Genomic DNA, 12,477 nt, shown 5'->3' with positions numbered 1-12,477 from the left:
TGTAACCGTAAACCTATACACGAACTCGGTCTAAGATAAGCTGAACCATGCTATTTAGTTGCTCATCTTTACATTCTTGATGGCCCATAAACCATGCAAATAAATCAGGATCTTCTTCTGTGAGCAAGCGCTGAAAGATAGCTTGCTGCTCTGCGTTTAAAGAGTCGTATGCTTCTTCTACAAACGGCATAAACAAAACATCTAGCTCTAACATGCCACGACGACAGGCCCAACGAATACGTGCTTTACTATGAATTTCAACCATTTTAAACCTCATACTTAATTGACTTAAGTTTAACAAACACAAGCCTATTTAGCAGCTATTAATCTCTTATTAAACAATAAACCCGCACCAATAAGCGCTTGTCTGTACCATACGTAACAACTGCGTTATTATGTCACTTCATTTCTATTGCAAAGAAGGTTTTTATGTCGAGCGTTTATGCATGTCCGTTATCTCATCAACTTATTAGCCTCTCAGGCGCTGATAAATTATCTTATTTACACGGGCAAATCACTCAAGATCTAAATAAATTAACCAGCAGTAATTATTTGTGGGCTGGCCATTGCAGCGCTAAAGGTAAACTTTGGGGCGTATTTAAATTATTTTCTTATCAAGACAGCTACTACCTTACAGGCAGCGAAAACGAAGTAGAAAAATCGTTAGCTGAGCTAAAAAAGTATGCCGTATTTGCAAAAGTTGACATTAGTGCATGCACAAAGCGATTAATTGGTCTCATTGGTGATGATTTATCGGATGTACTCGCACAACTTGATATTAACTTTGAAGGTGATGCGAGCGCGTGTGACTTTGAAAACGGGAAAGCACTAAAATTAGCTGATAACCGTGTTTTATTAATGGTTGATAGTCAGTTTAGTATGCCTGATGACGTATCTACACTTGATAACGAAGCTCCTTGGCAACAAGCATCTATGCTTGCAGGTGAACCTCAGTTAAGTGCAGATGCAATTGGCGAGTATGTTCCTCAAATGGTAAACCTACATGCTATTGGCGGTATAAGCTTTAAAAAAGGGTGTTATACCGGTCAAGAAACTGTGGCTCGCATGAAGTACCTAGGTAAAAATAAGCGTGCAATGTATATAGTCTCAGGTCAAAGCGAAGGGATACTTTCAGAGCCTGACTTGGAAACCCAATTAGGCGAAAACTGGCGCCGTGCGGGTAAACTTATTGCACAAAGCTTTAATGAACAAACAAAAAAATTAACCGGCCTTGTTGTGTTGCCAAACGATACTGATGTAACTCAGGTACTTCGTGCAAAACACACACCTCAGGTGGAGCTAAGCATTCTGCCTCTACCCTACTCTCTTGAAGATGAATAAATAGGAATGACTATGATCGTTGCGGCAAACAAAGTGGTAAAAATGCATTATTCGGTAATGGATAATGATGGCAATAGCATTGATAATTCGTTCGGTGGTGAGCCACTACACTTTATCATTGGCACAGGCTACTTAATTTCAGGCCTAGAAAATGCTTTGCAAGGCAAACAACCAGGCGACACACTTAGCGTAAAAGTTGAACCTGATGAAGGTTATGGCGAACGCCACGATAACCTAATGCAAGCTGTACCTAAGTCGATGTTTGAAGGTATGGAAATTGAAGTCGGCATGCAATTTCGTGCATCAACAGACGATGGTGACCAATCAGTAATGATCATCGATATCCAAGATGAAGAAGTTATTGTAGATGGTAATAACCCACTTGCAGGCATAACACTTAACTTTGATGTGGAAATACTAGAAGTACGTGATGCAACCGAAGAAGAACTTACTCATGGTCATGTACATGGTGAAGGTGGGTGTGGTCACGACCACTAATACACTGTTATACCAATTAAAAAAAGCGCCTAAGGCGCTTTTTTTATATCATATTGTTGCGCTTAACTGTTTCAGTTTTTGCCTTACTAGGCAGCGCGATTGATACATTCTTTTCTTTTAAAGCGGCTAGTAAACCTTTTTGATCGTTTGTGCCAACTCGATACAAAGTGCCATCTTTAAGCGTTAGCTGTATTGCACTAAAGCCAGATACTGTATACACCCAACCATCGTGAGTAATTCGCATACCAATACCATGTCTGTAAGAGTTTTGAACTGCCTTAGCTTCTACTACTTCGCCAAGCTCAATGCTTTGCCCTGCAACGCCTGGGCCAAACGCCCAGCTAATTTTTTTATCATCTACTTTTACTGTTAGACCATGGAACAAAAAGCCCACCAGCACTAAAACCCCAGTAAATATCATTAAAGGTCCATCAGCGCCTAACAAGTTCCATGCAAGCGCTACAAAACTGCCTATCCACGCTAATACAAAAAAGATAAACACCGCATACTGTTTATGCTGATACATAATATTCTCTAAATTAAATAAATACTTAAAAGCTGTACACCAATGTAGCACTCAGCTCTGAGTCAAACTTGAGTTTATCATCTTCGGGTTTTGAATTATAACGATACATATAGGTAAATTTGAGTGATACCGCGCCAATCACTTGGCTTATCAGTGCGGTTTCCGATTTTAAGCGAGAATTAAGACCTGAAAGCGACTGCTCTATACTCACATCTTGATTAAAACGAGTACGCTTAGAAACCAAACGTTCCCACTGCATTGCAACACGTACTAAATAACCGGTTTTATTGATTTCATCTTCGCTCACATCCGAATCTTCATCAGCTACTGAACGATATAAACCAGGTCCTATATCAATATCTACTTTGTTTTTAGAGCCTTGATATACACGCGCACCGTAGCCTGTCGCCACCGTACTTTTAAAATCAAGTCCACTAAACTCATCTTCTTCGTAATCGCCGTAAATAAAAAATGAAGAGTTTTTAACACCTACTTTATAGTTACCTTGCGCTGATACAAAAATACGATTAGCTGTCACATCAGTGCCACCGCTTTCGTCGTTCTCATCGCGCTTATAAAGAGAGTCTATTTTGAATTGGTTACGCCACTTTTCAAAGTCTTGATATAAATTACCTTTGAGCTTAAAACTGGTCGAATTGGTGTTACCTTTGCTTAGAATAAAGCCAAATTCGGTATCGCCGTAAAACATTTCACCTTTGTGTAACTCATGAATTTCTTCATCAGAGAGCTTGCCATATTCATGAAAATCTTCAAATGGATCAACGGCCCAACTTGGGCAGCTAATTATTAAAAAAATTAAAAATAAATACTTACGCACAACACTCTCTCTGCACACAATTATAAAAATAAGCAGTATTGCTTATTCAGTTTCTTTCCATAAAATATGACAAAACGGAGCATCTTTATCACGACTAATCAAAATTTTAGCAAACAAAACATCATCATTTTCAAATTCTAAACCAACCAACACCTGAATAAAGTGCTCTGGCTCTATTTCAAGGGCTACAAAGTCTTGCCACTGATCATCTGGCTCGTCTTCTTCAATGAAGCCTAGGTCTTCTCTAAACTCATTAAAGTCTTCAACATCTTTTTCACTCAAGTTATTTGGCGCTAACTCTAAAAAAATATCATAAGCTTGGTGAGTTGCTTCTTCTACCGTATATAAACGTGGACCCGACATATGTGCTTAACCTTAAGCTTTTAAGTTGGACTATATTATCAAATCTCATCATCATTTTGATAAAAAAAAGCCTAAAACACTGACTTTTTTGTAACCGAGTCATGCTTTATTCAGCATACAACTAAAACAACAAACAACAATTCATCTAACCTATTGAATATAAAGGTTACTTTTTATAATTTAAGCTTAAAATAACAACGTGAAGAATTTTATTATCTCAAGTTCTAATTATTTAGCTTTTTCTCATCTAAAACCAATTTATTAAGACTACAGCTTTAGAAATAAATTCCATTTATTTAAGAAATACCGTCACTTTACTTAATTCCTATAACAACATAAGCTCAAGCAACAGGTCAGAGGAGTGTGTAATGATAAAACTAGAAAAACAAAATGGCATTGCAACTGTCACGCTTAGCAGAGCAAAAAAACAAAATGCATTAAGCTTTGAAATGTTTGTAGAGCTAAACAAAGCCATTAAAAATATAAAAAGAGATCGCAGTATTCGTGCTGTGGTAATAAAAGGCGATGGCGAGCATTTTTGTGCAGGCCTTGATATATCTGCAGTAATGGCTACACCAATGAACATAGTGAAATTATTGCTTAAATGGTTACCTGGCAATCAAAATTTAGCGCAAAAAGTAGTATTAGGCTGGCAGTCACTGAGTGTGCCCGTTATTGCACAAATTGATGGCAACTGTTTAGGGGGGGGTTTGCAAATAGCGTTGGGGGCAGATTACAGAGTTGTTAATATTGATGCCAAACTTGCCATTATGGAAGCGCGTTGGGGATTGTGCCCCGATATGGGAGCAAATGTAATGATGAGCGGTTTAGTTAAGCGCGACCAAGCACTTTGGCTTGCAAGCCACGCAAACCCAATCACTGCACAACAAGCAAATGAGCTAGGTTTGGTTACTAAACTTACCGATGATACTCAGCAAGCAACGCAAAACATGCTCGATACATTACTTGAGCGTTCACCAGATACGCTTGCTGCTATTAAACGTGTTACACAACTTAGCTACAAACCAAACCAACGAAAAATACTCGCTAAAGAAACCTTCAGCCAAATCCGCTTATTGCTAAACCCAAACACTAAAAAAGCAATTGCTAAAGCAAAAGGAAAAGCGGATATAACCTACGCAAATACAAAGCACTGGTAGACTATTGCACAATGCATAATAGAGTTTGATTTGTTAAAGTTAAGCTCTTATCTTTTCTGTGAGCCACTTTGATGAAATATCTGCTCAGTAGCGCTATTATTTTACTATGTTTGGCCTTAGCTAAACTCATTATGCATTTTATTGGTGGAAGCTTTCCTGCACCATTACTTGCGATGGTTATTCTATTAGTTTTACTCTTATCTAGTATTGTAAAAGAGCAACACGTAAAACCATGCGCCTCCCCTATTTTAAATATTATGCCTATATTTTTCATTCCTGCGGGCGTGGGATTTATTGAACACCTCGGCCTTATAAAATCACACTGGGCATTTTTAGTCTCAGTTGTGGTGCTAGTCCCTATAACTACCTTGTTGCTTGTTAGCAGTGTAATTGCGTACTTTAAGGGAAAAGAAAATAATGAATAATTTTACTTTTTCTACAATATCAGAGCTACAGCCTAATTTATGGTGGCTAAGTATTCCTTTTATTATTGTATTATTTTTAGCACTAAGGGCCGTAAACCAAAGTATAAAAAACAGCGTATTTAAATCGCTCACTAACCCCGTATTTTTAAGTATTAGTATTATCGCTTTATTACTAATTAACCTAAATTTGCCTTATACGCAATTTGCCTCGCACAGCAAATTACTAAGCTGGTTATTAGAGCCCGCGATTGTGGCTTTAGCACTTCCGCTATATCAACAGTTTACACACGTACGAAAAAACCTATTACTCATAGTCGCAACATGTAGTTTAGGGATTGTTAATGCAACCGTGGTAGCATTTTTACTAAGCATACTATTTAATGCGCCTGCGCAGCTAAGTGCATCTGTTGCCGCTCTCAGTGTTACAACCCCAATATCTTTAATTGTTACCGACTCATTAGGCGGTATTAGCTCTCTTGCTGCGGCTTTAGTTATTTTTATTGGTTTACTAGGCGCTTTATTTGGCTTTATGCTTTTTAAACTCATTAATATTTTTAATCACGAATCTCAAGGTGTTGCAATGGGCACAGCTTGTCATGCAATTGGAACTGCTGCTGCTATTGCTGAGCATCCAAAAGTAGGCGCTTACTCCTCAGTTGCAATGGCGCTAAGTGCTTTATTAACAGCAATTATAGTGCCGCTGTTATATCCATTTTTAGTCAACATTTTGCTATAGTTGGAAAAATACAACATAGCCCTAACATAGAGCGCTTTATGATCAGTTCTGAAATCGAACAGTTTGAAAAATATTACACCATGCTTACTGAGTATATGGTTACCTACAGTATGCAAATTGTTGGCGCTATTTTTATCGTCCTCATTGGTTTGTGGATAGCACAAAAGCTTGCCAAATTTGTAGCCGCGTTAATGACCCGCCATAACGTTGATATTACGCTCACTAACTTTGTCAGTAGCGTGGTAAAAGTACTGCTAATTGTAATGGTTATAATTATTGCACTTGGCAAAATAGGTATTAGCGTTACGCCATTTGTAGCGGCCATTGGTGCAGCATCTTTAGGTGCAGGTTTAGCACTGCAAGGCATGCTTTCTAACTATGGTGCAGGCCTTGCCATTATAGCCACTCGACCTTTTGTTGTTGGTGATACTATCGAAGTTAAAAATGTAAGCGGCCAAGTTAAAACGATTGAACTTGGCTACACCATTTTAATTAATGAAGAAAAAGTAGAAATTACCATTCCAAATAAGCACATAGTAGGTGAAATACTTCATAACTCATTTAGTTACTCATTGGTCAAAGGTGAAATAGACATAGCTTATAGTGCTTGCTCTGATAACGCGATTAGCCTTATTGAAGACGTACTTAAAGCCCATGAATTAGTCGCGCAAAATCCATTATCACAAGTGGGTATTGAACGCTTTGCTGATAGCGGCGTAACTATTAGTTATAGGTATTGGGTACCTACAACTAAAATTATCGAAACTAAGCTGGCTATTAACGGTGGTGTTTATAAAGCAATTAATAATGCTGATATTGAAATCCCATTCCCTCAACGCGTAGTTACCATAAATAAAAGCGATATAGAGTCATAAAACTCAGTGGGTAACTCAATATTGAATTACCCACATCAATAAACCACTTTTACTGCGTAAAAACGCTTTATCTGTTTGTTATTTTATCTGTAATATAAAGACTTGGTTAAAAAAGTCGGCAAATCACTCGCTTTAATTACATAATAACAATAATGAGCCATTATGAATCGCAGCCCTTTTTATTTAGGTGATTGGCAAGTCAATCCCCAGTCAAATACTCTTCAGCGTGCAGAAAAAACTAAACAGTTAGAACCAAAAGCCATGGATGTATTAGTCCATCTGTGCTTACAAAAAGGCGAAATTGTTACGAGTGACGAGCTATTAGATCAATGCTGGAAAAATGTTGAGATAGGCGATAACCCGCTGCATAAAATAATTACGCAGTTACGAAAAGCCCTTGGTGATAAAGCAAATGAGCCCACCTACATAGAAACTATTCGAAAGCGTGGTTACCGCGTTATTGCAAAGCTTGAGTTTCCTCTAGCTGAAGACATAAAAACAACTGAAAACACATGGCAAGGTGGCTCTCCTTTTTTAGGATTAAGCGCCTACAACCCAAGCGATACACACCTATTCTTTGGCCGCAATCAATCTATAGAAACGTTACTCAATAGAATATCGAGCCAAGTTAAATTTGGTCGTGCATTTTGCTTAATACTCGGTCCTAGTGGCACGGGTAAATCATCACTTGTTAATGCGGGTATATTGCCTAAGTTACTTGATGAGCGAGGCTATAATGGCATTGGAGTTGTTTCTTATAGTCAACTCGACTTTGCAGATGTTCATAAAAATAGACTTTTTCTAGATTTAGCTTCCGTACTGCTTGATTGGGATATAAACGCCCAGCCTGTGTTTGAAGGATTAAGCGCTCAAACACTTGCAGAACAGCTAGAATTGGCAATCGATGGCGTAATTAACGCCATACAAGTTGCACTTAGCAAAGCCTCTACACAACTTAAAACACCACAGTTATTTTTATTTATTGATCGCTTAGAAGTACTGCTTTCTTCGCCTATATTTAGTAGCGAAACACGCAGCCATTTTTTATCGGTTATTGAGCGCTTAGCAACCTCTAAAACAGTGATTGTATTTAGTGCGTGTCGTAACGACTTTTATCCTTTAGTAGTTGAACAACCCAGCCTAATGGCAGGCAAAGCCCATGGCGCGCACTACGATTTAACACCGCCAAACCGCCAAGAGCTTCAACAAATTATTCGCCTACCAGCGTTAACCGCTAATTTAACGTTCTCGAATGACCCACAAACCCAAACACCACTGGATGAAATACTTTGTGCCGATACAGCCAATAACCCCGATGCACTGCCCATGCTGCAATACACATTGCAAGAGCTGTATTTACAGCGCAGTGATAATAACGAGCTACTACACAGTGTTTACACAAAACTCGGTGGTATTGAGGGCGCCATAGGCAAAAAAGCAGAAGATATATTTATTGACCTCAGCAACGAGCAACAACAGCAACTAAAAAACGTGTTATCACAACTGATCACTTTAAATCCAGATGGTAAAACCATTACGAGCCGCGCTGCCCGCTGGCAAACATTAACGAACACAAGCCAAAAAGAGCTTGTGCAAGCCATGGTCGATAGCCGTTTATTTGTATCGCACCTTCAAAACGAAGAAGCCTGTTTTAGCCTTGCTCACGAGGCATTATTACGTCAATGGCCGCGAGCAAAACAATGGATTAATGACCATAAAGATGCCTTAGCAATAAAAAGTCGCTTGCAGCACCAAACGCAAAATTGGATAGACGAAGGTAAAAGTAGTGCTTACCTATTAGCGCCAGGTAAACCGCTACAAGAAGCGCAGCTATTACTTAACGATAAACTATTTAAATTAGATGATAACGAGCACGCTCTTATCAAAATCTCAATTAAAAAAACAAAAGCAAAAATAAGAATAAAACGAGTGACCGTTGCTTTATTGTGCTTACTTACATTTACCGCGTTATTAATGAGCTTTACTAGTTTTAAGGCCCAGCAACATGCGCAAAAAAAACAGCTTGAGGCCGAAAGCTTACTAGGGTTTATGGTGGGTGACTTTGCCGATAAATTACGTAGCGTTGAACGCATGGACTTACTTGATGGTATTAGTAATAAAGCACTTGAGTATTTTACTGATCAAACTGACGATTCAAGTTCACTTTTTAGCTTTAGCGATAATAAAGCACAATTTAACAACCGTTTTCAGTACGCACAAACCCTCGAGGCAATGGGTGAAGTAGCTTATTCCCGAGGTAAAACCGATGAAGCCTTTACCGCCTTTGAAAACGCCCGCACCCGCCTTGAGGCATTATTAAAAATACAGCCTAACAACTTAGAGCTACTCACGCTTGCAGGTGCCAATGCCTTTTGGCTCGGTCAATTAGCTTATGATCAAAATGATCATCAAGCTACTGAGCAAATGTTTAAAAAATACCACGCTTACAGTAAAAAAATGTATGCGCTGGCAGCCAATGATTTTAACTCCATTATGGAATTGTCGTATTCATCTAATTCTTTAGGTTCTTTATACATAGAAAAGTCTCACTACAGCGCTGCAAAAAAGAACTTTACAGAGTCGCTTTTACTTAAAAATAAAGCGCTTGAACTAAAACCGAATAACAAAAATTTACTTCGAGATAAATCCGATACGATTAGTTGGCTTGCAAAAACAGAAGAGAAGCTAAGTAACTTTAATGAAGCAGTTAATATATTGGAAGGTGCAGTTGAGGTAATCACAAAATTGATTGCTAACTACCCTCGTGATGCAAGCCTTTTTTACACGTCAGCAAACCTATATATGCAACAAAGTTATTTACTGAGCTATTTGAGTGATAAACGGATGGCTCATAAAAAAGCCAGCTTGGCTAATCAAGTTATCAATGAAGCTTTAGTACAAGATCCAAAGAACAATAAATTTCAGCTTATGTATTATCGCTCTTTAGCACATTCACTAATGCTATCTACTGATGAAGCTACTGACTCAACAATTGAAAAAATAATTAATTTTTTAAAATCTCAAAATTTTAAAAATACCAGCACTATTAATACACAAATTACACTGATTCAATATTTTATAAATAGACAGTCACCACTCAAAGCGCAGGAGTTATTAACTGAGCTTGAGAATAATGAAAACTACACACATCAATTAGCCAACCTAACTAGAACTGGTGATTACTTAGTACATACAAGAATAAACTTAATCAAAGCAAACTTAGCTACAACTAATAAACAGCGAGAGCAATTTTGCTTAAGTGCTATCAAAGCTATTTCTGAAGCTGCAAAAATAAGTCAGAGCGTAAAAATAACATACCCACTAGTACAAGCTTATACCTGTTTAAACAGAGAAGACGAGATATCAGAAATAAAAGCAAGCCTAGTTAAATTAGGCATTACGAACTTCCAACTATAATTACTCATAAAGGAAATGATATGAATAACACCCTAGAAAATGTCGACTTTCAAGTAAATATTAAACTTAACAACGGTGAAGCTATTTTTAGTTATACAAAAAATGGCGAACCCGCTACTGGCGGTGGTGTTGTAAGAACCGAAACCGCTGGTAACTACAATTTAGACGACGCCACAATTCAAAATGGTTTCGTATTTACTGGCGCTACTATCACCGATATCGACACACAAAAACCATGCGCCCAAGACTTCAGCTATAAAGTAAGTGATAACGGCCACACAATTATCATTACCGACACAGACGAAAATAATGGATCTGTATGCTTAATCTTTAACGTTGAGTGTAATGGCAAAAAATATGAAAGCGCCGATCCTCAAGTTAAGAATGAAAAAGAACTCTAATTAGCAACGCTTCTTTTTAAATTGCACAGGCCTATTAATTGCGGTGCAATTTTTTAAAAACGCCCCTAAATAAACATTAAATAACAATAACTTAAATCAGAAGATTACCGAAAGGTTTAAAACCCATAAATTAAATAAACTCCTAGACATAAAGTTTCATTAACAATAAAAATGAGCAACACCATGTCTAACAATAATGAAAATAGCAGAGCAAATAACACCGAAAATGCTGTATCTGCATTAATCAGTAGCATTTCTAATACCGTTAACAATGAAAAAATAAGCGCAATTATTAATGTCACTAATGTCATGGCCGATGCTATTTTTATTGTTAATGCAGATGGGGTGTTTGAATCAGTAAATCCCGTTGCGGCTCGTTTTTTTAATGTTACGTCTGATTCATTAATAGGTAAAAAATGGCAAGATTGTTTACAAGAACAGTATCGCGATGACTATGCTTACATGTTTGAAAGTTGGAAAAACAACTATCAAACACCACTCAATCATGGCCCCAAAGAAGTTAAAATAATAAAAAACAATGGTAACTGTTTAGATATAGAGCTCTCAATTTCTTGTATACCCGCATCAACCACAAACAATATCCCTCTATTTATTTGTATTATGCATGATATTTCTAGGCATGTTAAAAAGTATAAAGTACTCGAAAACATAGCCAAAATAGATCACCTTACAGGTATCGCTAATCGCTGCACTTTAGAAAAAGCGATTATTAAAAATTGGCAAGAATGCATAGTAGACAAACAGCCTTTGAGTTTTATCTTGATCGATATTGATTTTTTTAAACTGTTTAACGATAATTTTGGTCATGTAAAGGGTGATAAATGTTTGCAAAAAGTAGCGCAAACAATTGAAGACTGCCTCCCCTCAAAAGATAGTTTAGTAGCACGCTATGGTGGTGAGGAGTTTGCTGTTGTATTACCTCGCTCACATGTCTCAAATGCAGAAATGATCGCAAAACGTATTCAAGAAAAAATACTCAACATTAATTTTAGAGATATTGGTTTGCCAGCGAATGTAAAGATAAGTGTAAGCCAGGGTTTAGCCTGCGAATACGATAATCAATACAGAACATCTGAGGCATTAATATGCGCGGCTGATACGGCTTTATATAGAGCGAAGTCGGAAGGTCGAAATAAATTATGTATAAGGTGATGTACTCACTATTTGGTATAGCCTTTATATATTGAAATAAAAACCGCACTTGGCGGTTTTTTGTTACTTGAGAAAAGTTTAAACGTCGATTAGCAGCCCTTCGTCTTTTTTAATCTTTTCGATCACCATATAAGTATGATGAGTGCCCACGCCTGGAATATCGACTAAGTCGCCAAGAACTTGTCTATATTCTTCCATATTAGAAACGCGGATTTTTAATAAGTAATCATAACCGCCTGCCACCATGTCACATTCAACGACTTGTTGTATTCTTAGTATATGCTCTCTAAATACCTTAAATACAGCTGTATTTGAAGCAACAAGCGACACTTGAACGTGCGCTACTAAGCTCTGATTAAGTTTAGCTTCGCTAAGCTTAGCGTAATAGCCTTCGATATAGCCTTCTTGCTCTAATCGTTTTACACGATCAAGACACGGGCTTGCACTCAAATTAACCTGTTTTGCGAGGTTAACATTTGAAATTCTGCCGTTCTTTTGTAGAACGTCTAGTATGGCTAAATCAATACGATCTAGCATGCGTAATCTATTTGGAATTGTCATAACAGAATTTTATGCGGATAAGTTAAATTTATGCCCTGTAAATTATCGTAAAACGCGAAATTTAACCAGCATATTCTGCTGAAATTTAATTAGAATGCACTCACAATATCACTGGTAATTTATTGGTAATTAATTTTACTTTAATTCTTAACACTCCTGAGGG

Annotated in this window: 14 protein-coding genes; 9 read left to right on the top strand and 5 right to left on the bottom strand. The window is 37.5% G+C overall.

Annotated elements, in window-relative coordinates; genetic code table 11:
* Positions 1-13: 13 nt before the first annotated feature.
* A complete protein-coding gene (locus WNY98_RS01600) occupies positions 14-265 on the bottom strand; it encodes a succinate dehydrogenase assembly factor 2 (RefSeq protein WP_024598759.1) in 252 nt (83 codons plus the stop codon).
* Positions 266-429: 164 nt separating this feature from the next.
* On the opposite strand from WNY98_RS01600, the gene WNY98_RS01595 reads away from it, so the two are divergent.
* Positions 430-1,341, top strand: a complete 912-nt coding sequence (locus WNY98_RS01595) for a folate-binding protein YgfZ (RefSeq protein WP_024598760.1) — start codon at positions 430-432, stop codon at positions 1,339-1,341.
* A gap of 12 nt (positions 1,342-1,353) precedes the next feature.
* A complete protein-coding gene (locus WNY98_RS01590) occupies positions 1,354-1,839 on the top strand; it encodes a peptidylprolyl isomerase (RefSeq protein WP_007581704.1) in 486 nt (161 codons plus the stop codon).
* Positions 1,840-1,882: 43 nt separating this feature from the next.
* On the opposite strand, the gene WNY98_RS01585 is transcribed toward WNY98_RS01590, so the two are convergent.
* From WNY98_RS01585 to WNY98_RS01575, 3 genes are read right to left on the bottom strand one after another with little or no spacing between them, the layout of a single operon-like run.
* Positions 1,883-2,365 (bottom strand): hypothetical protein, encoded by a 483-nt coding sequence (locus WNY98_RS01585; RefSeq protein WP_342876934.1) that lies wholly within the window; start codon positions 2,363-2,365, stop codon positions 1,883-1,885.
* A gap of 25 nt (positions 2,366-2,390) precedes the next feature.
* The gene (locus WNY98_RS01580) at positions 2,391-3,203 is read right to left on the bottom strand and encodes a DUF481 domain-containing protein (RefSeq protein WP_024598762.1); all 813 of its coding nucleotides are present in this window, start codon (positions 3,201-3,203) and stop codon (positions 2,391-2,393) included.
* Positions 3,204-3,245: 42 nt separating this feature from the next.
* Positions 3,246-3,566 carry an HI1450 family dsDNA-mimic protein gene (locus tag WNY98_RS01575; RefSeq protein ID WP_007581697.1) on the bottom strand — a complete coding sequence of 107 codons (321 nt, stop codon included), beginning with the start codon at positions 3,564-3,566 and terminating at the stop codon, positions 3,246-3,248.
* 368 nt (positions 3,567-3,934) lie between these two features.
* On the opposite strand from WNY98_RS01575, the gene WNY98_RS01570 reads away from it, so the two are divergent.
* From WNY98_RS01570 to WNY98_RS01540, 7 genes are all read left to right on the top strand, one after another.
* Positions 3,935-4,726, top strand: coding sequence for a crotonase/enoyl-CoA hydratase family protein (locus tag WNY98_RS01570; RefSeq protein ID WP_197184697.1), 792 nt, complete (start codon positions 3,935-3,937; stop codon positions 4,724-4,726).
* A gap of 71 nt (positions 4,727-4,797) precedes the next feature.
* Positions 4,798-5,151: a CidA/LrgA family protein gene (locus tag WNY98_RS01565; protein ID WP_342876933.1), complete on the top strand. Its 354-nt coding sequence runs from the start codon at positions 4,798-4,800 to the stop codon at positions 5,149-5,151.
* The gene (locus WNY98_RS01560) at positions 5,144-5,887 is read left to right on the top strand and encodes an LrgB family protein (protein ID WP_024598765.1); all 744 of its coding nucleotides are present in this window, start codon (positions 5,144-5,146) and stop codon (positions 5,885-5,887) included. The genes WNY98_RS01565 and WNY98_RS01560 overlap by 8 nt, the downstream gene beginning before the upstream one ends.
* Before the next feature lie 38 nt (positions 5,888-5,925).
* On the top strand, positions 5,926-6,762 hold the full coding sequence (locus WNY98_RS01555; RefSeq protein WP_024598766.1) for a mechanosensitive ion channel family protein: 837 nt from the start codon (positions 5,926-5,928) through the stop codon (positions 6,760-6,762).
* A gap of 162 nt (positions 6,763-6,924) precedes the next feature.
* Positions 6,925-10,179, top strand: a complete 3,255-nt coding sequence (locus WNY98_RS01550) for a winged helix-turn-helix domain-containing protein (RefSeq protein WP_342876932.1) — start codon at positions 6,925-6,927, stop codon at positions 10,177-10,179.
* A 20-nt stretch (positions 10,180-10,199) separates the two neighbouring features.
* Positions 10,200-10,580: a DP-EP family protein gene (locus WNY98_RS01545; RefSeq protein ID WP_121954205.1), complete on the top strand. Its 381-nt coding sequence runs from the start codon at positions 10,200-10,202 to the stop codon at positions 10,578-10,580.
* A 183-nt stretch (positions 10,581-10,763) separates the two neighbouring features.
* Positions 10,764-11,753, top strand: coding sequence for a sensor domain-containing diguanylate cyclase (locus tag WNY98_RS01540; protein ID WP_342876931.1), 990 nt, complete (start codon positions 10,764-10,766; stop codon positions 11,751-11,753).
* Positions 11,754-11,831: 78 nt separating this feature from the next.
* On the opposite strand, the gene WNY98_RS01535 is transcribed toward WNY98_RS01540, so the two are convergent.
* A complete protein-coding gene (locus tag WNY98_RS01535) occupies positions 11,832-12,314 on the bottom strand; it encodes a winged helix-turn-helix transcriptional regulator (protein ID WP_024598591.1) in 483 nt (160 codons plus the stop codon).
* Positions 12,315-12,477 lie beyond the last annotated feature (163 nt).

Source organism: Pseudoalteromonas sp. AS71 (assembly GCF_038900275.1).
Taxonomy (GTDB): domain Bacteria; phylum Pseudomonadota; class Gammaproteobacteria; order Enterobacterales; family Alteromonadaceae; genus Pseudoalteromonas.
This window is presented reverse-complemented; position numbering and strand designations above follow the sequence as displayed.